General features: G+C 61.6%; 21 protein-coding genes. 8 read left to right on the top strand and 13 right to left on the bottom strand.

Annotation, left to right across the window (positions count from 1 at the left end; genetic code table 11):
• The first annotated feature begins 41 nt into the window (after nt 1-41).
• The 4 genes from ribA to ACGKZZ_RS02970 are packed head-to-tail and all read left to right on the top strand — an operon-like array spanning nt 42 to nt 3,028.
• Nucleotides 42-1,130, top strand: a complete 1,089-nt coding sequence (ribA, locus tag ACGKZZ_RS02955; RefSeq protein WP_411222198.1) for a GTP cyclohydrolase II — start codon at nt 42-44, stop codon at nt 1,128-1,130.
• On the top strand, nt 1,127-1,657 hold the full coding sequence (locus ACGKZZ_RS02960; protein ID WP_411221938.1) for a L,D-transpeptidase family protein: 531 nt from the start codon (nt 1,127-1,129) through the stop codon (nt 1,655-1,657). The genes ribA and ACGKZZ_RS02960 overlap by 4 nt, the downstream gene beginning before the upstream one ends.
• A 1-nt stretch (nt 1,658) precedes the next feature.
• A complete protein-coding gene (locus tag ACGKZZ_RS02965) occupies nt 1,659-2,240 on the top strand; it encodes a uracil-DNA glycosylase family protein (protein WP_411221939.1) in 582 nt (193 codons plus the stop codon).
• Nucleotides 2,237-3,028, top strand: a complete 792-nt coding sequence (locus ACGKZZ_RS02970) for an SseB family protein (RefSeq protein ID WP_411221941.1) — start codon at nt 2,237-2,239, stop codon at nt 3,026-3,028. Before ACGKZZ_RS02965 ends, ACGKZZ_RS02970 begins: the two co-directional genes overlap by 4 nt.
• 33 nt (nt 3,029-3,061) lie before the next feature.
• Here the strand turns inward: ACGKZZ_RS02970 and ACGKZZ_RS02975 are convergent, their stop codons facing one another.
• The 11 genes from ACGKZZ_RS02975 to ACGKZZ_RS03025 all read right to left on the bottom strand — a co-directional run bounded on the left by ACGKZZ_RS02975 (nt 3,062) and on the right by ACGKZZ_RS03025 (nt 14,778).
• Nucleotides 3,062-4,063, bottom strand: coding sequence for a P1 family peptidase (locus ACGKZZ_RS02975; protein ID WP_411221942.1), 1,002 nt, complete (start codon nt 4,061-4,063; stop codon nt 3,062-3,064).
• 67 nt (nt 4,064-4,130) lie between these two features.
• On the bottom strand, nt 4,131-4,871 hold the full coding sequence (locus ACGKZZ_RS02980) for an SDR family oxidoreductase (protein ID WP_411221943.1): 741 nt from the start codon (nt 4,869-4,871) through the stop codon (nt 4,131-4,133).
• Between the two features lie 12 nt (nt 4,872-4,883).
• On the bottom strand, nt 4,884-6,329 hold the full coding sequence (locus tag ACGKZZ_RS02985; RefSeq protein WP_411221944.1) for an aldehyde dehydrogenase family protein: 1,446 nt from the start codon (nt 6,327-6,329) through the stop codon (nt 4,884-4,886).
• Nucleotides 6,307-7,920: an ABC transporter ATP-binding protein gene (locus tag ACGKZZ_RS02990; RefSeq protein ID WP_411221945.1), complete on the bottom strand. Its 1,614-nt coding sequence runs from the start codon at nt 7,918-7,920 to the stop codon at nt 6,307-6,309. The genes ACGKZZ_RS02985 and ACGKZZ_RS02990 overlap by 23 nt, the downstream gene beginning before the upstream one ends.
• Nucleotides 7,917-8,732 (bottom strand): ABC transporter permease, encoded by an 816-nt coding sequence (locus ACGKZZ_RS02995; protein WP_411221946.1) that lies wholly within the window; start codon nt 8,730-8,732, stop codon nt 7,917-7,919. Before ACGKZZ_RS02995 ends, ACGKZZ_RS02990 begins: the two co-directional genes overlap by 4 nt.
• Nucleotides 8,729-9,676 carry an ABC transporter permease gene (locus tag ACGKZZ_RS03000; protein WP_411221947.1) on the bottom strand — a complete coding sequence of 316 codons (948 nt, stop codon included), beginning with the start codon at nt 9,674-9,676 and terminating at the stop codon, nt 8,729-8,731. Before ACGKZZ_RS03000 ends, ACGKZZ_RS02995 begins: the two co-directional genes overlap by 4 nt.
• A gap of 85 nt (nt 9,677-9,761) precedes the next feature.
• Nucleotides 9,762-10,052, bottom strand: coding sequence for a 4a-hydroxytetrahydrobiopterin dehydratase (locus ACGKZZ_RS03005; RefSeq protein ID WP_411221948.1), 291 nt, complete (start codon nt 10,050-10,052; stop codon nt 9,762-9,764).
• Complete coding sequence (locus ACGKZZ_RS03010) at nt 10,049-11,209, bottom strand: GNAT family N-acetyltransferase (RefSeq protein WP_411221949.1); 1,161 nt, start codon at nt 11,207-11,209, stop codon at nt 10,049-10,051. The genes ACGKZZ_RS03005 and ACGKZZ_RS03010 overlap by 4 nt, the downstream gene beginning before the upstream one ends.
• Before the next feature lie 85 nt (nt 11,210-11,294).
• Nucleotides 11,295-12,050, bottom strand: a complete 756-nt coding sequence (locus ACGKZZ_RS03015; protein ID WP_411221951.1) for a glycerophosphodiester phosphodiesterase family protein — start codon at nt 12,048-12,050, stop codon at nt 11,295-11,297.
• A complete protein-coding gene (locus ACGKZZ_RS03020; protein ID WP_411221952.1) occupies nt 12,047-12,508 on the bottom strand; it encodes a RidA family protein in 462 nt (153 codons plus the stop codon). Before ACGKZZ_RS03020 ends, ACGKZZ_RS03015 begins: the two co-directional genes overlap by 4 nt.
• Nucleotides 12,509-12,594: 86 nt before the next feature.
• On the bottom strand, nt 12,595-14,778 hold the full coding sequence (locus ACGKZZ_RS03025; RefSeq protein ID WP_411221953.1) for a transglycosylase domain-containing protein: 2,184 nt from the start codon (nt 14,776-14,778) through the stop codon (nt 12,595-12,597).
• 331 nt (nt 14,779-15,109) lie between these two features.
• Here ACGKZZ_RS03025 and ACGKZZ_RS03030 point away from each other — a divergent pair, with 331 nt between their 5' ends.
• Nucleotides 15,110-16,384, top strand: a complete 1,275-nt coding sequence (locus ACGKZZ_RS03030; protein WP_411222199.1) for an ammonium transporter — start codon at nt 15,110-15,112, stop codon at nt 16,382-16,384.
• 35 nt (nt 16,385-16,419) lie between these two features.
• Here ACGKZZ_RS03030 and mbfA read toward each other — a convergent pair whose 3' ends face one another.
• Nucleotides 16,420-17,394: an iron exporter MbfA gene (gene mbfA / locus ACGKZZ_RS03035; protein ID WP_411221954.1), complete on the bottom strand. Its 975-nt coding sequence runs from the start codon at nt 17,392-17,394 to the stop codon at nt 16,420-16,422.
• Between the two features lie 167 nt (nt 17,395-17,561).
• Between mbfA and ACGKZZ_RS03040 the strand changes: the two genes are divergently transcribed.
• From ACGKZZ_RS03040 to zapE, 3 genes are all read left to right on the top strand, one after another.
• Nucleotides 17,562-19,229, top strand: a complete 1,668-nt coding sequence (locus ACGKZZ_RS03040) for a Y-family DNA polymerase (RefSeq protein WP_411221955.1) — start codon at nt 17,562-17,564, stop codon at nt 19,227-19,229.
• A gap of 130 nt (nt 19,230-19,359) precedes the next feature.
• A complete protein-coding gene (locus ACGKZZ_RS03045; RefSeq protein ID WP_411221956.1) occupies nt 19,360-19,701 on the top strand; it encodes a DUF2794 domain-containing protein in 342 nt (113 codons plus the stop codon).
• Nucleotides 19,702-19,742: 41 nt separating this feature from the next.
• Nucleotides 19,743-20,801 (top strand): cell division protein ZapE, encoded by a 1,059-nt coding sequence (zapE, locus tag ACGKZZ_RS03050; protein ID WP_411221957.1) that lies wholly within the window; start codon nt 19,743-19,745, stop codon nt 20,799-20,801.
• Nucleotides 20,802-21,285: 484 nt separating this feature from the next.
• Here zapE and ACGKZZ_RS03055 read toward each other — a convergent pair whose 3' ends face one another.
• The gene (locus tag ACGKZZ_RS03055; RefSeq protein ID WP_411222200.1) at nt 21,286-22,524 is read right to left on the bottom strand and encodes a bifunctional folylpolyglutamate synthase/dihydrofolate synthase; all 1,239 of its coding nucleotides are present in this window, start codon (nt 22,522-22,524) and stop codon (nt 21,286-21,288) included.
• Nucleotides 22,525-22,558: the final 34 nt, after the last annotated feature.

Genomic DNA, 22,558 nt, shown 5'->3' on the forward strand with positions numbered 1-22,558 from the left:
CCTTTTGTTGCAATGGGGCCAGTGGAGAATTCATGTCGACCATGACGCTTGCTCCTGACATTACAGAACTTCTGGCGCGCGCGCGGGCGGATTTGCGCATGGGCGTGCCTGTCGTTCTGGGCGCGGCGACCGGGCTTTTGGTGCTGGCAACCGAAACCTTGAGCGCCCCGCGATTGAGCGCGCTGATGGCGTTGTCCGAAGAGGCCGATCTGGTTGTTACCGGTCGGCGGGCGGAAACGCTGAAGGCGCGCGCCTATGACGGCGATGTGGCGCGGGTGGCCTTGCCCAAGGATGCGACCGTTCGCTGGGTCCAGGCGCTTGCTGATCCGGCCGATGACTTGGCGCATCCAATGAAGGGACCGTTGACCACGCGCCGGGGCGGAGATGCCTCGCTGCACCGGATTGCGGTGACGCTGGCCAAATCGGCGCGGCTGTTGCCCGCGGTGATCGTCGTGCCGTTGGACGATCCGGCAGGGTTCGCGGCGGCGAACGGATTGACGTGCCTGAACGCCGGGGCGGTTCAATCGCGCATCGGAGCGTCTGTGATCTATGACGAGGTGGTGTCGGCGCGGGTGCCCTTGCGCGCCGCGCAGGACGCCCGCCTGCATGTGTTTCGACCCGAAGACGGATCGGAAGAGCACTACGCGATCGAGATCGGGCGACCAGACCGCGATGCACCGGTGTTGGCGCGGCTTCACTCCGCCTGTTTCACCGGTGATCTGCTGGGCAGCCTGAAGTGTGATTGCGGTCCACAACTGAATGCGGCTCTCGCCGCGATGGGCGCCGAAGGAGCGGGGGTTCTGCTCTACCTCAACCAAGAAGGACGCGGCATCGGGCTTGCGAACAAGATGCGCGCCTATGCGCTGCAAGATCAGGGCTTTGATACGGTCGAGGCCAATCACCGCCTCGGCTTTGAAGATGACGAACGGGATTTTCGCATCGGTTCTGATCTGTTGCGCAAGCTCGGGTTCACGTCGGTGCGGTTGATGACGAACAATCCGGCCAAGATGGCAATGATGTCCCGATGCGGTATCGACGTGACCGAGCGTGTGCCGCTCAAAGTCGGGGAAAATCCGCACAACACCGGATACCTGAAGACGAAAGCGCGCAAATCGGGGCATTTGTTGTGACGCCTGCCGATATGGTGCTGACGCATCGTGGAATCCGCTTCATGGGCAGGGACTGGCCTTGCACCATCGGACGTGGCGGTCTTTCTGCGGACAAACGTGAAGGCGACGGTGCTACGCCGGTGGGGACGCATCAGATCGTCGGAATGCTGTACCGCCCCGACCGCATGGCGCGTCCGGCGGATTGGGCGCGGCCGATCAGACCGGGCGATTTGTGGTCTGATGCCAGCGGGCAGGCGCAGTACAATTCGCTCGTGCGCGCGCCCTACGAGCATAGCCACGAAGTCCTGCGGCGGGCTGATCCGCTTTATGATCTGGTGATGCTGACAGATTGGAACTGGCCGGATGCACAGGCTGGAATGGGGTCAGCCATCTTTCTGCATCGCTGGCGCCGGCCCGGCTATCCGACGGAAGGTTGTATCGGGTTCCGCCCTGATCATTTGCGCCACATTGCCCAAATGGTGCAATTCGGTACGCGTTTGATCGTTCCCGCCTCTTTGGTTCGAGCGCACGCCGCCTACATCAGATGACATGAGAGTTCAGGATCGCCTTTCTAAATGCACGCTATGTGCAGACCGCTTTGCCGTCACCGCCACGCGCCATGCGCCCAAACCGGTCGTTTGGTTCCGCCCCGGCGCGCGCCTGTTGATTTGTTCGCAGGCACCGGGGATGCGGGCACACACCAGCCGCATACCGTTCGATGACCCGTCCGGCGACCGCCTGCGCGACTGGCTCGGGCTGGACCGCGATGCATTTTACGATCAGAGCCGGGTTGCCATCGTGCCGATGGGGTTCTGTTTTCCGGGCTATAACGCCGCCGGGTCCGATCTTCCACCGCCCGCGATCTGCCGTCAGACATGGCACGACGAGGTTCTGGGGCATGTTGGTGATGTGGCCTTGAAACTGGTGATCGGTGGCTATGCGCAGAAATACCATCTGGGTGTGAAAACGGGTGTGACCGAGACCGTTCAGGCGTGGCGCGACCATTGGCCGGGGGTTCTGCCCTTGCCGCATCCCAGTTGGCGCAATACGGCTTGGATCAGGAAGAACCCGTGGTTCGAAACCGAGGTGTTGCCCGCCTTGCGTGCGCGGGTGGAAGAGGTGATGGCATGACTGAGCAAACTCCGTTGGACCGCGCGCATACCGCGATGGAGGCTGCGCCCGATGACAGCACCGCGCGGTTGCGTTTTTACGATCGTCTGGCCGAAGCCGAACTGTTCCTGATGCTCGCACAGGAAGCTGACGGCGATCAGGCCGTGCCGGAACTTTTCGAGGTTGAGGATGCGCGCTACGTGCTGGTCTTTGATACCGAAGACCGCCTGAGTGCATTCGCGGGGCGCGCCGTGCCCTATGCGGCACTGTCAGGGCGCGCTGTGTCAGGAATGTTGATGGGTCAGGGCATCGGGCTGGCGCTGAACCCCGACATTGCGCCGTCGGCGATCCTGTTGCCGGCCGAGGCGGTTGATTGGTTGGCCGAAACCGTGCGCACCGCTCCGGTTGAGGCTGAAGCTCGTCCAGAGGAGTTTCGCGCGCCATCGGGGTTGCCGGACGGGTTGCTGGAAGCAATAGATGCGAAGCTGCGCACGACCACTGGATTGGCGCGGCGGGGGTATCTGGCCGAGGTTGTCTACGACAGCGGTGTGCGTGGCCATTTGATCGGTTTCACCGGCACCGTGCCAGGTGCTGAAAGCGCATTGGCACGCGCGATCCAGGAAGCCTTGGTGTTCTCCGGTCTGGAGGCCGCCACGCTTGACGTGGTGTTCCTGCGCGACAGCGATCCGGTAACGGCACAGTTGGCGCGTGTCGGGTTGCGTTTCGATTTGCCAGAACCTGAAATCCTAGAGCGGCTGACGCCGGTGGCTCCGGGAAGTGATCCGGCCAAGCCGCCGATCCTGCGCTGACGAACGTCGTGGTGCAGCGGGTTGTCGGCCACCTTAGCTTAATGAGTTGCGGAAGGTCGGCAAGGCATCCCCGTCGCTTGGAGTGGCTTCCCAGATCGCGCGGGCAATAGCGCGTGACAGGGAGACCGCCGCGTAATGGCCAAGAAGCGGGGCGATGTCCTCGCTTGGCGGGCGCCGTCGTGCGGTGCTTGACGCAAATACGAGATCGCCATCGAACGGAGTGTGCGCTGGCACGATGGCACGGGCCATGCCATCATGCGCCGCCGTCGCAAGCCGTTTGCACCCCGCCTTGTCCAGCATCGCGTCGGTCGCGACGATGGCAATCGTGGTGTTGGCATGGCTGGCCATCGCCTGTGCCTTGCGGCTCGCGGGCAACGGTTGCAGTCCGATTTCAGGATCAGGCCCGAGGCCGCCGAACTCCCCTCTGACCTCGAACGGAGCCGCCCAGAAATGTTTGCCCGAGGGTGTGGTTGCGCTGCCCAGAGCGTTGACAGCCACCAGCGCTCCGATGGTCGTGCCATCCGCCAACCTGAACGAGGCTGAACCGAGCCCGCCCTTGTGCCGCGCGTCGGTGGCACCGGTGCCGGCACCTGCGGTCCCGATCCGGAAGTCATGACGCGCATCGACCAAGGCGGCGCGCCCCAGGGCGGGATAAGGGTTTTCCGTCCAGTTCTTGTCGCCATGATTGAGCAGATCAAACAGGATCGCGGCTGGAACGATTGGAACTCGGGCGCTGTGAACGGCGAAGCCCCGGCCTTGCTCTGCCAGCGCGTCCATCACGCCCTGTGCGGCGGCAAGACCAAAGGCCGATCCGCCTGAAAGCACAAGCGCGTCGACACCGGGAACGGTTTTATCAGGTTCCAGCAAATCGGTGTCGCGGGTGCCGGGTGCACCGCCCATGACGGCGTAGCTGGTGGTCATGGGGCCGTCTTCGGACAAGAGAACGGTGGTGCCCGATTTCAGGCCGTCGTCCTGAGCGTTGCCCACTTTGAGGCCGGCCACGTCGGTGATGAGATTGCGTGGACCGGGTCTCATGCCGCGACAGGCCGGGGGGCCAGCCCCCCGGACCCCCCGGGATATTTCCGGCAAGAAGAATGAGAGATCATATGCAGCGGCCTCCGTCGACTTCCATACATACGCCGGTGATCATGCTGGCCTCGTCCGAGCAGAGAAAGGCGGCGGCATTGCCGAGATCCTCGGGCTGCGAAAAGCGGCCGAGGGGGATCGTCGATAGAAATTTGGCCCGTGTTTCCGGCGTGTCTTCGCCCATGAAGCTTTTGAGCAGCGGGGTTTCACCAGCCACCGGATTGAGCGCGTTGACGCGGATACCCTCAGGCGCAAGTTCGACCGCCAGTGTGCGTGTCGCCGTGATCACCCAGCCCTTTGAGGCGTTATACCAATTCAGCCGGGGTCGCGGCGACACGCCTGCGGTGGAGGCGATATTCAGGATCGCGCCGCTGCCGCGATGTTTGAAATGCGGAACGATGGCGCGGGCGGTCAGGTAGACGGATTTGCAGTTGACGGCAAAGACGCGGTCGAAATCTTCCTCGCTGACTTCTTCAAGCGGAGTTGGCAGATGGGTGATCCCGGCGTTGTTCACGAGAATGTCGATGTGACCCATCTCTGTCAGCGCGCTTTCGATCATATCCGAGACCTGATTGCCGCTCGAGACATCACACCGATAGGCGATGCCGCCGATCTCATCGGCGATGTTGTTTGCGTCCGGTTCATTGAGGTCAACCACCATGACTCGCGCCCCGTCGGCGGCGAACTTACGCGCGATTCCTGCGCCAAAGCCCGATGCGGCGCCGGTGACGATGGCGGTTTTGCCTTTGAGTTTCATCGTGATGTTCCTTTATCCATGTCGCGCGGCGACGGTCTTGAGCGTGGAGAACCCGTAAAGTGCCTCGAACCCTTTTTCCCGGCCGTGGCCGGATTTCCCGACGCCGCCAAAGGGCAGTTCAACCCCGCCCCCCGCGCCGTAGTTGTTCAGGAAAACCTGCCCGCTTCTGAGCGCTTTTGCCAGACGCATTTGCCGCGCGCCGTCCTGCGTCCAGACGCCAGCGACGAGGCCGTACTCGGTGCCGTTGGCAATCTCGAGCGCGTCCGTCTCCGTGTCAAACGGGATCAAGACCTGCACCGGTCCGAAAAGCTCGTCCTGGGCAAGCGGATGATCCGGCGGCGTCGGGCCGTAAAGCCGTGGTTGTACGTAAGCACCGCCTTCAGGAAGGTTTTGCGGCATGGGAGTCCGGGCAATGCAGGTCAGGTCCTGTGCTGCGCGCAGGGTCGTTTCCAGACGCTCTTTCTGGCGGATCGAAATCAGCGGGCCGATATCAGGATCGTCGCAGGCCGGGGCGATGGTCTTGGCCCGGTAAGCGTCCGCCATACGGTCCGCGACCTCGTCATAGACGTTTTGCTGGATCAGAATACGCGATGCGGCAGAGCAGGTCTGACCCGCGTTTTGCAGCCCTGCATTCACGAGAAACGGTAACGCGGCGTCGAGATCGGCATCGGCGAACACGATCTGGGGGGATTTGCCGCCCAACTCCAACGTGACCGGCACCACGTTTGCAGCGGCGGCGATCTGGATCGCCTTGCCGGTTCGCACCGAGCCGGTGAAGCTCAGATGCTGGATTCCGGAATGGCGAGCCAGCGCGGCGCCGGCTTCGGACCCGAGGCCCGGAATGACGTTCAGCGCGCCGTCGGGAAAGCCTGCCTCTTTGGCGAGATGGGCAAAAATCAGCGCGGTCAGGCACGCGTCTTCGGCAGGCTTCAGAACGCAGGCATTGCCCATGGCGAGGGCGGCACCGACCGAGCGACCGATGATCTGCATCGGATAATTCCACGGCACGATATGGCCTGTCACGCCGTGGGGTTCGCGCAGGGTATAGACGGTGTAGCCGTCGAGATACGGGATCGTCTGGCCGTGTAGCTTGTCGGCCGCGCCGCCGTAAAATTCGCAATACCGTGCAAGCGCAACGGCGTCGGCATGCGCCTGTGATAGCGGCTTACCCACATCCAGTGCTTCGAGCGTCGTGAGCAGATCGGCGTTGTCCAGCACCAGCTGACCAAGCCGGGTCAGGCAACGGCCCCGTTCAAGCGCGGTCATCCTGCCCCAGGTGTCTTCCAGTGCAGATCGTGCGGCGATAACGGCGGCGTTCACGTCGTCTTCGAAACTGCGTGCGATGTTGCACAGGGTTTCGCCCGTGGACGGATTGATCAGCGGCAGGGTGGCATTTGTGGCGCGCCATGTGCCGTCGATCAGGCAATGGCTTGGGTCAAATGGAAGGTTGGGCAGCATGAGTGGCCTCCGCAAACGCGGGCAGTCGCGGCGCCGCGTCGATCAGGGTGCGTGTGTATGGATGGCTTGGACTGTCGAACAGGGCGTCAGTCGGACGATCTTCAATGATTTCTCCGGCGCGCATGACCAGCACGCGATCGGTGATCGAACGTACGACGCTCAGGTCGTGACTGATGAACAGATACGTCAGACCGTAATCTCGGCTGAGCTGCGCCATGAGGTCGAGAATTTGAGCGCGTACCCGCACATCGAGGGCCGACACCGCTTCGTCGAAGATGATAAGTTGCGGCTTGATGATGAGGGCGCGGGCGATGGCGATCCGCTGGCGCTGACCACCGGAGAAGGCGTGGATGTGCTTGTCAGCGTCGCCCGGCTCAAGACCGACTGCCGTCAGCGCCTCCGCGATAGCTCTGGCGCGTTTCGCACCCGTCGGCGGGGTCTCGAGCAGGTGAAACGGCTCGGTGATGAGGCGCGCGACCTTGTGGCGGGGATTGAAGCTGCCATAGGGATCCTGAAACACCACTTGCATCTTGCGGCGCACGGATACATTCGGTCCGCTCGTCCAGACGGGCGTGCCATCAAGGGTGATCTGGCCGTGTTGCGTGGGCTCCAGTCCGAGGATGGCGCGCGTGAGGGTGGATTTCCCGCAGCCGGATTCGCCGACCAGCCCAACCCGTTCACCACGCTTGATTTCAAAGCTCACATTGTTGACGGCGCGAAACGTTTGGCGCGGTCCAAAGAGGGATTGCCGGGTGAGGGGATAGTCGCGGGTGACGTTTTGCACTGACAAGAGCGGCGCGTCGGCCTTGGATGCGCTAAGATCGGCCTTATGGCGCGAGGCTTCGAACAACTGGCGCGTATAGGGGTGGCGCATGTGGCGCAGAACTTCGCGTGTCGGGCCGCTTTCCACGATGTCGCCACGGCGCATGACGTGCAGTGTATCGGCCATCTCACTGACCACCGCGAGATCATGCGTGATCATCATCAGCGCCATGCCGTTTTGCCGGGCCAGCGCTTTGAGGAGATCGAGGATTTGCGCCTGAGTCGTCACGTCAAGCGCGGTTGTCGGTTCGTCCGCAATCAACAGGCGCGGGCGCAGGGCGATGGCCATGGCGATCACGACGCGCTGGCGCTGACCGCCGCTCAGTTCATGCGGATATCGGCCAGGCGGTACACGATCCGGTGGCAGCCCGACGCGAGCGAGGACGTCGCGGGTCCGGTCGGTGGCTTGATCGGGCGGCATTGCATTGTGGATCAGGATGGTTTCGCGCACTTGCGCTCCGATGGTCTGCACCGGATTGAGCGCTGTCATGGGCTCCTGAAATACCATGCCGATCTCGCGGCCGCGCAAGTTGCACAACGCGGACTCCGGTTGCGTGAGCAGGTTCTTTCCGTCGAACGTGATCGCTCCGCTGGTTCGGGTGCTTCTGGGCAGCAGACCCATTGTCGCGAATGCGGTCATTGATTTCCCGGAACCGCTTTCGCCCGTCAGCGCGGTGATTTCGCCTTTGGATATGTTCAAGGAAATGCCGTTCAGGATCGGCTTGTGAAAGATCGACACGGAGAGGTTTTCGATACGGAGAAGGGTCATGCACGCACCACCCTGAGGCGCGGATCAAGCGCATCGCGCAATCCGTCGCCCAGCAGATTCAGGCCCAGCACCATCGCCACGATGGTCAGACCGGGGATCAGGGCGACGTGCGGAGCGAGCGATACCATCGTCTGCGCATCCGCCAACATGCGCCCCCAACTGGGTGTGGGCGGCTGCGCGCCAAGGCCGACATAGCTCAGCCCCGCCTCGGCGAGGATACCGAGCGAGAACTGGATGGTGCCTTGCACGATCAACAGGTTGGCAACATTCGGCAGTATGTGTTCCGCGCTGATACGAACATGGCCTTTGCCAGCCACTTGCGCGGCCATGATGAATTCGCGCTTCCACAGGCTGAGCGCGGCACCACGGGTGATGCGGGCAAAAACCGGGATGTTGAAGATGCCGATGGCGATGATGGCGTTTGTGGCGCTGGGGCCGAACACGGCAGTGATCAAGATCGCGATGACCAATGAGGGAAAGGCGAAGATGAGGTCGTTCATGCGCATGATGACCTCGTCAATCATGCTGCCGCGTCTGGCCGCCGCCGCGAGTCCTAGCGGCACGCCAAGGCCCATGCCGATGCCCACCGCCACAAGCGCCACGGCAATCGACGTGCGCGCGCCGACCATGAGCATCGAAAGGATGTCGCGGCCGAAATGGTCAGTTCCAAGTAAATTGGTCGAGTTCGGCGGAGTGAGGCGACCGGCGATGTTCATCGTCTCAACACTCGCGGGAGTCCAGACGAAGGAGATCAGGGCGGCAAGCACAAACAGTGCAGTCAACGCGCCGCCGATGGCCAGATTGCGGGTCACGAGCGCGATCTCAGTCGTGGATCGACGATTGCGTAGGCCAGATCGACGAGGAAGTTCACCATGATGACCGCAAAGACCAAGAGCATGACCACCGATTCCACGACGATCAGATCGCGTTGGGTGATGGATTGGAAAATCAGCCGCCCGAGTCCCGGCAGAAAGAACACCTGTTCGATGATGATTGCTCCGGCCAGAAGAAAGGCGAATTGCAGTCCCATGATCGTCAACACCGGGATCAGCGCATTGCGCAAACCGTGGCGCCACAACGCCTGTTGCGCCGAGAGACCCTTGGCGCGGGCCGTGCGCATGAAATCCTCTCCCAGAATATCGAGCAGCGACGAGCGCATCACGCGCGCCAGGATTGCCGCCTGCGGCAACGCGAGCGCGATGGCCGGCAGCGTGAGCGCCTTGATCCCGGCCCAGAAACCCGGATCCCAGCCGGGAAACCCACCGGCGCTGAACCAGCGCAGGTTGATGGCAAAGACCAGCACAAGCATCATCGCAAACCAGAAGTTCGGAATGGCGACGCCCAATTGCGTTGCGCCCATGACCGTCAGGTCGCCCGGCCCACCACGCCGCGCAGCGGCAAAAATACCGGCAGGGAAGGCGATCAGCGTCGACAGCGCAAGCGCATAGAGCGCAAGGGGGAGCGACACCCAAAGGCGGTCCGCAATCATGCGCGCCACCGGCGCCCGGTAGGTATAGGAGGTGCCGAAATCGCCCGACAGCATGCCGGTGACCCAGCTCAGATATCGGTCGGGTCGGGATTGATCGAGGCCCAGTTCGGCGCGTAAGGCCGCGACCGTGTCAGGTTGCGCGTTGATGCCCAGCATAAAGCTGGCCGGATCGCCGGGCGCGACCTCTACCACGACGAAGATCACCATCGACGCGACAATCAGGCTCAGCCCGAGAGAGAGCAATCTTTTGAGAACATAGCGCACCATTGCGCGCAGGTTAGGCGAAGCGAACCGGCAAGGAAACGCCGAAATTCAGCGGTATGCGCGTGCCTTGGCTTGGAAATTCCGGCCCCTACAGCCCGTCCATCTTGCGTGCCAGTTTCGCGTCCAGCGCAGACAGGCCGTCCACGTCATGCGTGGTCAACGTGACGTGCACCTTGTTGTAAACGTTGCGCCACTCGGGGTGGTGGTTCCATTTTTCGGCATACATCGCAGCACGGGTCATCCAGGCAAACGCCTCGGTAAAATCCTGAAACGAGAAGGTTTTGCAGATGGCATCTCGGTCCGTATCGAGTTCCCATCCGGCCTCGAACAGGGGTTCCAGAACGGTTTTTCGGGCGGTGTCGGACAGTTTTTCGGTCATTGTTGATCCTCAATCTGAGCTTTTCGGAACGGACCGTAGCTGGTCAGCACCTCGATATCATCGTCCACCGCGTCGGATTCGGCTTCAAGGAAACGCGCAACGGCGTCCGCAAAGCCGGCGTCTGCGATCCAGTGCAGCGAATGGATCGGCACCGGAAGATACCCGCGCGACAACTTGTGATCACCTTGTGCGCCAGCTTCGACACGAGTGTGGCCGTGCGCGATGGCATAGTCCATCGCCTGATAATAGCAGAGTTCGAAATGCAGGCAGGGATGATCTTCGGTGCACCCCCAATAGCGCCCGTAAAGTGTGTCTCGACCGATCACATTGAGGGCACCAGCGACCCACGCACCGTCACGCTGCGCCATCACCAACAGGATGTCGTTGCGCAACGTGTCCTGCGCAATATCAAAAAACCGGCGTGTCAGATAGGGTGTGCCCCATTTCCGCGCGCCGGTGTCTTGGTAAAACTCCCAGAAAGCATCCCAGTGTTCGGGGCGGATGTCATCGCCGCTGAAGTGATGTATCGTGCCGCCAAAGGCCTGCGCGCGTTGGCGTTCCTTGCGAATGGCCTTGCGCTTGCGCGAACTCAGGTCTCCCAGGAATGCGTCAAAGCTGTCGTAACCGCGATTCTGCCAATGGTATTGCTGCGTGCGACGGCGCAATAGGCCGATCCGCTCGCCGGCAATGGCTTCGGCTTCGGTGCAAAACGTGACGTGCAGCGAGGACAAATCGTTCTCTGATGCAACCTGCACCGCGCCTTGGATCAAGGCGCTCATGCCTTCGACCTCGTATCCCGGCCGGGTCAGAAAGCGCCGCCCTGTGGCGGGGGTAAAAGGAACGGCGATCTGGAGCTTGGGATAGTACCGCCCTCCCGCCTGTTCCCAGGCATGCGCCCAGTTGTGATCGAAAATGTACTCGCCCTGGCTGTGGCCCTTGGCGTAAAGCGGTGCGCAGGCGATGATCTGGTCATCCATTTCGGCGGTCAGGTATCGCGGCTCCCAACCCGTTCCCGGGCCAACCGACCCGCTCTCCTCCAGGGCCAAGAGGAATCGATGCGTCGTAAACGGATCATAGGGTCGTCCTCCGTCGGACGTTTCCGGACATGCGCACTCATCCCAATCCACCGCAGCGATCTGCGCGATGGAGGGGTGCATGGTAACGGAGAGTGTAGGCGCTTGGGCCGGTTGCGGCATGGTGATCCCTCGTGACCCTAAAGACTTGGGCCGCTTTCGGCAGGGTTCAAGCGGCGTAGCCCTCAAAGGTGATATTGTCGGCGATCTTGCGCACCTCACGCTCCTGTTCGGGGCTGCGCACGGTCCAGCACAAGATCGGGAATCCGTTGGCCTTGATCTGTTCGACGCGCGGCGACTTCAGGTCTTTCACATCGTGGCTGATAAAACTTGCGCCGACGCGTTCGAAATCGGGAATGCCGACCAGCCTGGCGCGTGTGTCGACCGGCACATGGGGGTCGTTTTCCTTGTGCCATGCCGAGCTGATGATGCCGCGCGGCACATGCGGACACAGCGTCTGAAGTCGGGCAACCATGTGAGGGTTGAACGACATCAGCGCCACCGGGCCGCTATAGCCGTTCAGCGCCTCCGCCGTCGCAACTTCCAGCGTCCCGTCGGTTTCGCCCATTTCGCCGTGCTGGTCCTTCAGTTCGATCAGCAGCGGTGCCGCTCCGTTCACCTGATCCAGCACTGCGTCGAGCGTCGGGATCATGTCGGCCCCACCGCTCAACCCGATGGTTTGCAACGCGCGTGCATCGCGGTCGCGCACCGGGCCGGTCTGATCGGTAAGGCGGTCCAGATCGTAATCGTGGAACACCATCGCCACACCGTCGCACGACAGTTGCACATCCATTTCGATCCCGTACCCGGCCGCGATCGCGGCGGCAAACGCGGCCGGGCTATTTTCGATCCGGCCAGCGGTCTTGTCGTGATAGCCGCGATGCGCAATCGGGCGGGATAGAAACTCGGATGGCAGCCTGGTCATTTGATCTCGAAGATGCCTTCGATCTCGACCGCAACACCGAACGGCAGTGCGCCTGCGGAAACGGCAGATCGGGCGTGACGGCCATTGTCGCCCAGAACCTCGACCATCAGGTCCGAGGCGCCGTTCACGACTTTGGGCTGCTCTTCGAAGTCAGGGGTCGAATTGACGAACCCTACCAATTTGAGCACACGAATACGCGATAAGTCGCCATCCGCAGCCTTGCGCGCCTGCGCCAAGAGACCCAGAGCACAGTATTTGGCCGCTTCGGCACCGGCGTTCACATCCAGCTCTGCGCCAACTTTCCCTTTGATCAATCCGTCCGGTCCATTCGGCAACTGGCCGGAGACGAAAATCTGATTACCGGATTTCACGAACGGCACATAATTGGCGGAAGGCGCTTGCGCGTCAGGCAATGTCAGGCCGAGTTCGGAAAGGCGGGCTTCGATGGGGTTGGTCATTTTATCCTCCGGAGTGATGTTGATTTGACGCTATTGCGCCATGTCTGAAATGGAAAGGGGCGTCGGGCCTTTGGGGTGTCGATACGTCAGTTGCCGCCAAGGATGTCGCGTAAGAGTTGGTTGAGTGCGTTTTCCAGCGCATTGCCGCTTTGCGGTTGGCGTTGCGGGGCTTGTTGCTGTGGCTGCTGGGGTTGCACGACCTGACGCGGTGCGTCCGGCTCTGTCATGGGCAGGGGATGGACGGGCAAGCCCTGATGTACGCGCACCATCGCTTCGCGCCAGATCTCGGCAGGCAATCCTCCGCCGGTCACGTCGGTGAGCGGCGTGTTGTCGTCATACCCCATCCAGACACCCGCGACATAGTCCGCAGTGAACCCGATGAACCACGCATCACGGGCGGCCTGCGTCGTGCCTGTCTTTCCCGCGGCCTGCCGGTCAGGTAGCTTTGCCCGGCTTCCGGTCCCGTTCGAGACGACTTTCTCCATCATCCAAATCAGTTGCCGCGCTGCGTCTTCGCGGATCACTCGTTCGCCGATACCGCCGCCAGCGCCCATCATCGGCGTGTCCTCACCCTTCAGCCGCAATTCGCGCAACCCGTACGGTGTGACCGAAGAGCCGCCGTTGAGGATGCCGGCATAGGCCCCTGTCATTTCCAGCAAGGAGGCTTCTGACGCCCCGAGAGCCAGCGCCGGCGTGTCGGTCAGCGTGCTGTCGATCCCGAAATCCTCGGACACCTTGCGCACCAGATCGCGGCCCACCGATTCCGAGATTTTGACCGCCGGCACGTTCAGGCTTCTCCGCAGAGCGTCGATCAAGGTCACCGGTCCGTCATAGACCCCGGCATTGTAGTTTTCCGGGCACCATTTGCCGGAGCCGGGAATGTTCATGCAGAAGGGCGCGTCCTCGACCGTATCATACGGGGTGTAACCCAGTTCCAGCGCCGTGGCGTAGACAAAGGGCTTGAACGCCGATCCCGTCTGTCGTTTCGCCTGCGTGGCGCGATTGAAGACGCCCGAAACATTGGTCTTGCGTCCCCCCACCATGCCGCGCACGGCACCGTCCGCCGACATCACTACGATTGCCGCTTCGGCTTTGGAGCTTGCGCTCACCTTGGTGGAAAAGATCGCCTTGATCGCGTCTTCGGCTGCTTTCTGGATGCGCTGGTCCAGCGTGGTCAGGATGATGACATCCTCGGTCGTGTCGCGGGTAAAGAAATCCGGGCCGGACTGCATGACCCAATCCGCAAAATACCCGCCTGTCTTGGTCTCCGCCTCGGTTGACAGCGTGGCCGGATTGGCTTGGGCGGCCTTGGTTTCCGCATCGCTCAGATAGCCCTGATCGTTCATCAACCGCAGCACCGTCGCCGCGCGCGCTTGCGCGCGTTCGAGGCTGGATGTCGGCGCAAGACTGGACGGGGCCGTCAGCAAACCCGCGATCATTGCCGCTTCCTGCGCTGTCAGGGCCGAGGCCGGCTTGGAGAAGTACCTCTCTGACGCTGCCGATGCACCATAGGCTCCGCCGCCCATATATGCGCGATTGAGGTAGATCGAGAGGATTTCATTCTTGGTGTATTTAACCTCCATCGCCAACGAATAGACGGCCTCCTTGGCCTTTCGGGCCAGTGAGCCACGGCGGCAATCGGCGATGTATTCGGCTTCGTTCTTCCAGTTGTTCGGATCGTATTTGACCCCAAGGCACAGCAGCTTGGCGGTCTGTTGCGTGATCGTGGACCCGCCGTGACCCGATAACGGCCCGCGCCCTTCGGAGAGGTTGATGCGCACCGCTGACGCGATGCCGCGCGGAGAGAGGCCGAAATGGGAGTAGAACCGTTTGTCTTCGGTCGCGACCACCGCGTTCTTGAGATGGGGCGACACTGACTCTGCCGTGACCACGCCGCCGAACTGGTCGCCCCGCCAGGCAAACGCCACACCGTCCCGGTCGAGCAGTTGGACCGACCCGCGCGCACGCCCGTCAAGCGCGGCGGAAACCTCCGGCAATGTCGTGTAAGTATACCCCACGAAGGCCGCGAGGATCAGCGCGGCGACAAGCCCGGCGCGGATGAACAACCGAAGGAAGAACCTGAAGATCAGGCCGATGATGCCGGTGAAGAACCCGACAATACCCCGTCTTGGCTTTGAGCCTGCGGCCTTGCGCTTTGCCGGTGCCGGTTTGCGCGGTTTGGCGGCCTTTCGCGGCTTGGCCTTGGCGGATTTGCCGGGATACCGGCGGTCCGCCACCAGTCGGCCTTTGCCACGTCGTGAATCAGTCATGTCGACCGCCTGTAATGCTGCTCGTTTTCGGCAATTTAGTGGGTTTTCACGACGATGTGGACCGTCGGCACCGGACACGCAACTTTATTTTTAGTCTAAAAATTAATCAAACCTAGAAAATTGTGCAAAAATTGTGCAACTTTGTCGTTCGTGCGTCCGAAACCGGTGCCGCGCGGACTTTCCTTTCCGTGACCCGCTTGCGTCTTCTGACGGGGCAACGCGTTGGCCCACAGGCGCCAACGTCGGGATACACAACGAGGAAACCACCATGATAAAAGTCTTCAAACCCTTTTCGGTTGCAGCCGCGATTGTGCTGCTGCCAGCGACAGGCATGGGCCAAGAAGGCCCTGTGGCGGGGGCTGCGGCGTCAACGGATAGCGTCTTCATCCTCAATTCCCTGCTGTTTCTCGTTGGCGGGTTTCTGGTGTTCTTCATGGCGGCCGGGTTTGCGATGCTCGAAGCCGGGCTGGTGCGTTCCAAGAACGTGACGATGCAACTGACCAAGAACATCGCGCTGTTTTCGCTGGCGTCGATCTTTTATTACCTCATTGGCTATAACCTGATGTACCCGCTGGGAACATGGCTGAGCGAGGGTGTGCTTTCGGGCGTCTGGGGTCCGGCTGTACTCGAAGCGGTTGGCGTAACGGCTGAGAACGCCGATGATTATGGTTACGCCGCCACCGGGTCCGACTATTTTTTCCAACTGATGTTCTGTGCGGCAACCGCTTCCATCGTGTCGGGCGCATTGGCCGAACGGATCAAGCTGTGGCCGTTTCTGGCCTTCGTGATCGTGCTCACGTCGGTCATCTACCCCTTGCAGGCATCCTGGAAATGGGGCGGCGGATTTCTTGATCAGGCGGGGTTTCTTGATTTTGCGGGGTCCACGGTCGTGCACTCGGTCGGCGGCTGGGCGGCTTTGGTGGGAGCGATCATTCTCGGGCCGCGCATCGGCAAGTACAAAGGCGGCAAGACCGTGCCGATGCCCGGCTCCAATCTGGCGCTGGCGACCTTGGGGACATTCATCCTCTGGATGGGGTGGTTCGGTTTCAACGGCGGGTCGCAACTGGCGATGGGCACCGTTGGCGATGTGGCCGACATCAGCCGTATCTTTGCCAACACCAATGCGGCGGCAGCCGGCGGCGCGATTGCGGCACTGTTGCTGACGCAGGCACTCTACAAAAAACCAGACCTGACGATGGCCCTGAACGGCGCTTTGGCCGGTCTTGTCTCGATCACCGCAGAGCCGCTGATGCCGACCTTGGGTATCGCGACGCTGATCGGCGGCATCGGCGGAATGATCGTGGTTCTTGGTGTTCCGTTGCTCGACAGGCTCGGGATCGACGATGTGGTCGGTGCCGTACCCGTTCACCTCTTCTGCGGTATCTGGGGGACGCTCGCTGTGGTTCTGACCAACCCGGATGCGTCACTTGGCGTGCAGCTCTACGGGATTTCGGTTGTCGCGATCTTTGTCATCGTGACGTCCGCTGCGATGTGGATGCTGCTCAAGGCAACGCTCGGCATTCGCGTTACCGAAGAAGACGAGATCTACGGGCTCGACATGGCGGAGCTTGGCATGGAGGCCTACCCGGAATTCTCCAAGGGCTGACATTGCCTCTGGCCTCGGTTGCTTGCGACCGGGGCCTACCCGCTGCCGATCAGAACACCGGCGGCAAAGACCAGTGCGCCGCCCAGAACGACCTGCATCGCGGCGCGGAAAAACGGCGTGTCCATATACTTGTTCTGAATCCACGCAATCGCCCAAAGCTCGATGAACACCACGACAAAGGCGATGATCGTTGCGGTCCAGAAATCGGTGATAAGGTAAGGCAAGGCATGTCCCAACCCGCCCAGCGTGGTCATGATGCCAGAGGCGAATCCGCGCTTGTAGGGAGAGCCGCGCCCTGACAACTGGCCATCATCAGAGGCCGCTTCGGTGAAGCCCATCGAGATGCCCGCCCCCACAGAGGCCGCCAGTCCGACGAGGAACGTCGTCCAGGTGTCATGCGTGGCGAACGCGGTGGCGAATATCGGCGCGAGGGTCGATACCGACCCGTCCATCAGACCGGCAAGACCGGGCTGCACCCATGTCAGCACGAACTGACGGCGGGCGTTGTTTTCCTCGCTGGTGCGGGAGGCGTGATCCAGATGTTCGGCTTCGAGCTGTTCGGCGGTCGTCTGATGCCCGGCCTCGGCAGCGGCCAGATCCCCCAGCAACTTGCGCGTCGCGGCATCTGTCGTGCGTTTGGCGGCGGCGAGATAGAATTGCTCGGCGTCATGCTCCATCGCCTCCGCTTCGGCGCGCACACGCTCGATGCCAAGGTTCTCGATCAGCCAGACCGGCTTGCGGGCGTAAAACCCCGCCACATGCTCGCGCCGGATCAGAGGAATGGTGTCACTGAACCTGTCGCGGTGCAGTTCCACGAGACTTTGGCGGTGGCCATCTTCTTCGCGGGCCATGCCTTCGAAGATCGCGGCGGTTGCCGGGTATTCGGATCGCAGGCGTTCGGCATAGCTGCGATAAATGCGGGCGTCGTCTTCTTCCGAGGAAATGGCGAGCGCCAGAATTTCCTGTTCGGACAAATCGGAAAAGCGGCGGCGGTTCAGCGAAAAGCGCATGAGGCGTCCTTGTGGCATATCAATAGGTCATTTTCCTGCATCATGGCGTTTGCGGGCAGCGATGTCAGTGTGACGAATCCCCACTTTTGAATACGACCTTTTCCTCGACTCGTTACCGCGCAGAGGTGTATTGGAACAAAAGTAGAACATTTGCTGCCGCGAGTCTCATGCGAAATCGACGTATCCTGTCCATCTGGTTTCCCAGGCTGGCCGCCGAACGGCATATCCGCCGCGATCCCAATCTGGGAGAGGTGCCGTTTGCGGTGGTCAAGGACGTGGGGCAAGCGCAGGTTCTGGCGTCTCTCTCCGTCGCCGCGCAAGCCATCGGGTTGTACGAAGGCCAGCCATTGCGTGACGCCCACGCGATGAGCGCCGATCTTCTGACACGCCTGTCCAACCCCCATGCAGAGGCGGCGTTTCTGGGGGTGTTGCACCGCTGGGCGGGCAAGTTCTCACCCTGGGTGGCGCAAGAGAAACCCGATGCTCTGGTGATTGATCTGACGGGATGTGCGCATCTTTTCGGCGGCGAGGACGGCGTGGCGCGGCAGATCGAGGACGACTGCACCGGGCTTGGCCTGTCGGTGCAACTGGGCATTGCCGACACGCTGGGTGGCGCATGGGCGCTGGCGCGGTTCGGTGGGACGCAGGCGGCAGGACATCACCGCAGCGGTGACGCTATTGACCAGGAGGCGCGCGCGACGCGGGCGCGGGCTGGCAAGCGGCGGCACTGGGAGCGTGGTGGCGCGGCACCGGCGGTAAGCGTGTCTGCCGACCAAGCCAATCTGCGCATCGCGGCCCCCGGAGAAACCTACCGTGCGCTCGCGCCGCTGCCGCTTGCGGCGTTGCGGCTGGAGGCGCATTCGATGGCGCAACTGTCCCGGCTTGGCCTGCGACGGGTGCAAGACCTTGTCGAACAACCCCGCGCCGGATTGGTGCGACGGTTCGGTCGGGGGCTGGTGGCCCGCATGGATCAGGCGCTGGGCAGTCTGCCCGAACCGGTCAGCGCCGCTCCGCCGCCGGACCGTTTTGCCACGCGACTCAGCCTGCCCGACCCGATCGGTCTGGAGGACGACGTGATGGCGGCGATCGACCGGATGCTGCCGCGATTGTGTGAATCGTTGCGTGCCAAGGGGCAGGGCGCGCGGACCCTGCGGCTTGAGGCGTATCGCAGCGATGCCACGATGCAATGGATGACCGTGACACTGGCCAAGCCCTCTGACGATCCCGACCATATCCGCCCGCTGTTGCGGCTCAAGATCGAGGATCTGGATGCCGGTTACGGCATCGACATGATGCGGCTTGAAACCGTGTTGCACGAGCCGATCCAGTTGCGCACCCGCGCCGGCCATCTTGAAGCGGCAGAAGACGGGCGGGCGCGCATGGCGGGCGGCAAGAGAAAGTCTCTGGACCGATTGATCGGGCGTCTTGGGACACGGTTGGGAATGGACGCGATCACCCGTCTGCATCCGGCTGACAGTCACATTCCGGAAAAGAACTGGGTTACGGTGGCGGCTGCGTGGTCTGAACCTGCAAAAGCGTGGCCGCCGCGAACACGGTTGCGCCCGCTGGTCATGTGGCCGCCAGAGATGGTGATAGCCCCGGATGCACCACGACTTCCCGAGGGGTTTCGATGGCGCGGGCGTGATTACAAGATACATTCCCTCAGGGGGCCGGAACGCATCGCGCCGGAATGGTGGCTTGACGATCCGGCCTGGCGCAACGGGCTGCGGGATTACTGGGAGGTCATCACCAAAGACGGCCATCGGCTTTGGTTGTTTTATGCACATGGAGCATCAATGTCGTCGGGATGGTTCTGTCAGGGGGCGTTTGCGTGATCGGTCAGCATAGTTGACCCATTGTTTCGCATGCGAAACAATGTGGCCGAAGCGGCCCTAAATTCCACAGCCGAACCGCACATCTGCCAAAATGCTTGATTTACGCAAACGCCTGCACACATCATGTGGTATGAACAGCCTGACTCCGTTTCCCACCCCATATACCGCGCCGCAGCAGATCGCGTTTCACCGGACCGAACTGGGTGTCATTCTGTCGCTTTACGGGCGGATGGTGGCTGCCGGTGAATGGCGCGATTACGGCATTTCCACCTTGCGAGAGGTCGCGGTGTTTTCGATCTTCCGGCGCTCAGCGGAAAACCCGCTTTACCGGATCGAAAAGCGGCCCAAACTGCGCAACAAGCAAGGACAATACGCCGTGATCGGCATTGACGGTCAGGTGCTCAAGCGTGGCAACGATCTGAAAACCGTGCTGCGCGTGCTGGAGCGCAAATTGATCCGCGCCGTCGAATAACCCCTCTCCACAATTGTCCAAGGACGGGATAACCGGCGCATATGCCAACGCTGCCCGAAATATACGCCGCGCGTGTCGCTGATGGGTCGCTGACCCCTGATCGGGCACAGGAAGCGGTGTTGCCCGAATTCGAACGCATCCGCGCCGCGCTTGCCGATCCGGCGCGCAAGAAGCTGTTTCGCAAGGCACCGGAACCCCCCAAGGGTCTTTACTTGTGGGGCGGGGTCGGGCGCGGCAAGTCGATGTTGATGGATCTGTTCGTTGCCAGCCTTGATGTGCCTGCACGCCGGGTTCATTTTCACGCCTTCATGCAGGAAATTCAGGCTGCCATTCACCAGGCACGCAAAGACGGGGTCGAGGATGCGATCAAGCCGGTTGCGCAGTCGGTGGCCGACTCCGTCAGGCTCTTGGCATTCGACGAGATGCAGATCACCGACATTGCCGATGCGATGATCGTGGGCCGGTTGTTCGAACGGTTGTTCGCGGCGGGCGTGGTGGTGGTTACGACATCCAACCGGGTGCCGGATGATCTTTACAAGGACGGTCTCAACCGACAAATATTCCTGCCGTTCATCGACATGCTGAAAGAGCGGATGGTGGTGCACGAACTGCGTGCGGACAAGGATTACCGGCAGGATCAACTGGCCGGTGCGCAGGTCTATTTCACACCCAACGACGCCGCGGCCAAGGCCGAGATCGACCGTATCTGGCAGGACTTGACCGGCGGAGAACAGGACAGTCTGACATTGTTCGTGCAGGGCCGCGAGCTGGTGTTGCCGCGCTATTACAACGGTGTCGCGCGCGCCAAGTTCTACGAGCTTTGCGGTACGATGCTGGGGCCCGCGGATTATCTGTCGCTTGCGGATGCGGTGCGGGTGCTGATCATCGAAGACATCCCGCGTCTGAGCCGTCAGAACTTCAACGAGGCAAAGCGGTTCGTCACCTTGATCGACGCGCTTTATGAGGCCCGCGTGCGGGTGATCGCGTCGGCGGCGGCAAGTCCGGAGATGCTTTACGTCGAAGGGGCGGGAACGTTTGAATTCGAACGCACGGCCAGTCGCCTGCGCGAAATGCAAGCCGAGGATTGGGGCCAGAGATAGAACAAAAAAAGAGGTCCCGAAGGACCCCTGAGACTGCTCGAAGTTTCTTCTGCCTGTGTTCAGGTCCTTGCTATGCCGTACGTCTTTGGCGCGAGGGAGCGCCGGAGGTTGGGTCGTCCTGGAGTGGTCTGGCGATAGGTTTCAGACCATGCGCCCCGGATGCCGGTGTCGGCAAATCGGTGTGCATGCACGTGCCTGAATTCATCATCAATTCCCCCCGTTTCGCACCTGCCTTTTGACAAATCGCGAAAACTTGATTCGTTGTGCCACAGCGAATCACACCGGTCAACATTTAGCTGAGCTTGAGGGGAACTTTTCTAAGGATGGGGCGTTCCGCCAGATGTTGTGGTCTTTTGATCCATCCGACCTAAGCTGGAAATAACATCGCGCTGACCCGGTGCGGATACCGAAACGCACGAAACCCAACACGCAAAAACACTTGCACCCCTAGTGTCCACCCTTACCGTCCGCTTGCGCGCTCAGGTCAGGTGAATTCGCGCAAGACATGCCCGGCAAGATAGAGCGATCCGCAAATCAGGACGCGCGCATTGGGGGTTTGCTCGGCTATCTGACGCAGGGCCGCTTCGACATCGTCGGCCACGCTGGCCGACATGCCCACATCACGCGCCGCGATGGCAGTGTCCTGCGCGCTCAACGTATTTGCTTCACCGGGGATCGAGATTGCGGTGAGTGCCGTTGCGATATCGGCCAATGGAGCAAGGTAGCCGCGCACGTCCTTGGTGTTGAGCATGCCGCATATCAGATGCGTCGGACGGTCTGGCAGTGTTTTGAGATGTGCCGCAAGCGCGAGTCCAGCCGCAGGGTTATGGCCGCCGTCAAGCCATATGTCAGCATCGGGCGCCAATGCGTTGAGCGCTGTGGAGCGCAAGTTCTGCAAGCGTGCCGGCCAGTCCGCGTTTCCAACAGCGCCATCAAAAGCGGCATCCGACATTTTTAGATAACGCAGAGCGGCCAGTGCCATCCCGGCGTTTTCAATCTGATGTGGTCCGGGCAGATTGGGCAGATCGAGATCGAGCAGACCGGTGTCGTCCTGATACACCAACCGCCCGTTTTCACGTCCGACATGCCAGTGCTGGCCGAAGGCCAAAAGCGGCGCGCCCAGCTTGGCAGCGCGGGTTTCGACCACAGCGAGAGCTTCGTCAGGTTGAGGGCCGACAATGCACGGCACGCCGCGCTTGATGATGCCCGCCTTTTCGCCGGCAATCTGCGCGAGCGTATCACCAAGATAGCTTTCGTGATCCATCGAAACCGGCGTGATGATCGTGAGCGCCGGCGCGTCGATCACGTTGGTCGCGTCCAGACGCCCGCCAAGCCCAACTTCGAGCAAGGTGTAATCGGTGGGCGTACGGGAAAACGCCAGAAGCGCGGCGCAGGTCGTGATTTCGAAATAGGTGATGTTCGCGCCATCATTGGCCGCGTAACACTCGTCAAGCACCTGCGTCAGCGCGTCTTCGGTGATGAGCTCTCCAGCCAAGCGGATGCGCTCGTGAAACCTTGCCAGATGCGGAGACGTATAAGCATGCACGGTCTGGTGCGCCGCTTCGAGACCGGCGCGGATCATGGCTTGCGTCGACCCTTTGCCGTTGGTTCCGGCGATATGGATGACGGGCGGCAGTTTTCGTTCGGGATGATCGAGCGCGTCCAGCAAGGACCAGACGCGATCAAGCGTGAGGTCGATCACCTTGGGATGCAGCGACATCATCCGTTCGAGGATGGCATCCGAACCGGTGGGCGGG

Origin of the sequence: Marivita sp. S2033 (assembly GCF_046592965.1) — a bacterium.
Taxonomy (GTDB): Bacteria; Pseudomonadota; Alphaproteobacteria; order Rhodobacterales; family Rhodobacteraceae; genus Marivita.

Excerpts from the sequence above, each read along its gene's own strand:
- ACGKZZ_RS03000 (WP_411221947.1), bottom strand. The coding sequence starts at position 9,676 with ATGGTGCGCTATGTTCTCAAAAGATTGCTCTCTCTCGGGCTGAGCCTG.
- ACGKZZ_RS02975 (WP_411221942.1), bottom strand. The coding sequence starts at position 4,063 with ATGAGACCCGGTCCACGCAATCTCATCACCGACGTGGCCGGCCTCAAA.
- ACGKZZ_RS02985 (WP_411221944.1), bottom strand. The coding sequence starts at position 6,329 with ATGCTGCCCAACCTTCCATTTGACCCAAGCCATTGCCTGATCGACGGC.
- zapE (WP_411221957.1), top strand. The coding sequence starts at position 19,743 with ATGCCAACGCTGCCCGAAATATACGCCGCGCGTGTCGCTGATGGGTCG.
- ACGKZZ_RS03015 (WP_411221951.1), bottom strand. The coding sequence starts at position 12,050 with ATGACCAGGCTGCCATCCGAGTTTCTATCCCGCCCGATTGCGCATCGC.
- ACGKZZ_RS03055 (WP_411222200.1), bottom strand. The coding sequence starts at position 22,524 with ATGATGTCGCTGCATCCCAAGGTGATCGACCTCACGCTTGATCGCGTC.
- mbfA (WP_411221954.1), bottom strand. The coding sequence starts at position 17,394 with ATGCGCTTTTCGCTGAACCGCCGCCGCTTTTCCGATTTGTCCGAACAG.
- ACGKZZ_RS02990 (WP_411221945.1), bottom strand. The coding sequence starts at position 7,920 with ATGACCCTTCTCCGTATCGAAAACCTCTCCGTGTCGATCTTTCACAAG.
- ACGKZZ_RS03010 (WP_411221949.1), bottom strand. The coding sequence starts at position 11,209 with ATGCACCCCTCCATCGCGCAGATCGCTGCGGTGGATTGGGATGAGTGC.
- ACGKZZ_RS02980 (WP_411221943.1), bottom strand. The coding sequence starts at position 4,871 with ATGAAACTCAAAGGCAAAACCGCCATCGTCACCGGCGCCGCATCGGGC.
- ACGKZZ_RS03025 (WP_411221953.1), bottom strand. The coding sequence starts at position 14,778 with ATGACTGATTCACGACGTGGCAAAGGCCGACTGGTGGCGGACCGCCGG.
- ACGKZZ_RS03030 (WP_411222199.1), top strand. The coding sequence starts at position 15,110 with ATGGGCCAAGAAGGCCCTGTGGCGGGGGCTGCGGCGTCAACGGATAGC.
- ribA (WP_411222198.1), top strand. The coding sequence starts at position 42 with ATGACGCTTGCTCCTGACATTACAGAACTTCTGGCGCGCGCGCGGGCG.
- ACGKZZ_RS03005 (WP_411221948.1), bottom strand. The coding sequence starts at position 10,052 with ATGACCGAAAAACTGTCCGACACCGCCCGAAAAACCGTTCTGGAACCC.
- ACGKZZ_RS03045 (WP_411221956.1), top strand. The coding sequence starts at position 19,360 with ATGAACAGCCTGACTCCGTTTCCCACCCCATATACCGCGCCGCAGCAG.
- ACGKZZ_RS02970 (WP_411221941.1), top strand. The coding sequence starts at position 2,237 with ATGACTGAGCAAACTCCGTTGGACCGCGCGCATACCGCGATGGAGGCT.
- ACGKZZ_RS02965 (WP_411221939.1), top strand. The coding sequence starts at position 1,659 with ATGAGAGTTCAGGATCGCCTTTCTAAATGCACGCTATGTGCAGACCGC.
- ACGKZZ_RS03020 (WP_411221952.1), bottom strand. The coding sequence starts at position 12,508 with ATGACCAACCCCATCGAAGCCCGCCTTTCCGAACTCGGCCTGACATTG.
- ACGKZZ_RS03040 (WP_411221955.1), top strand. The coding sequence starts at position 17,562 with ATGCGAAATCGACGTATCCTGTCCATCTGGTTTCCCAGGCTGGCCGCC.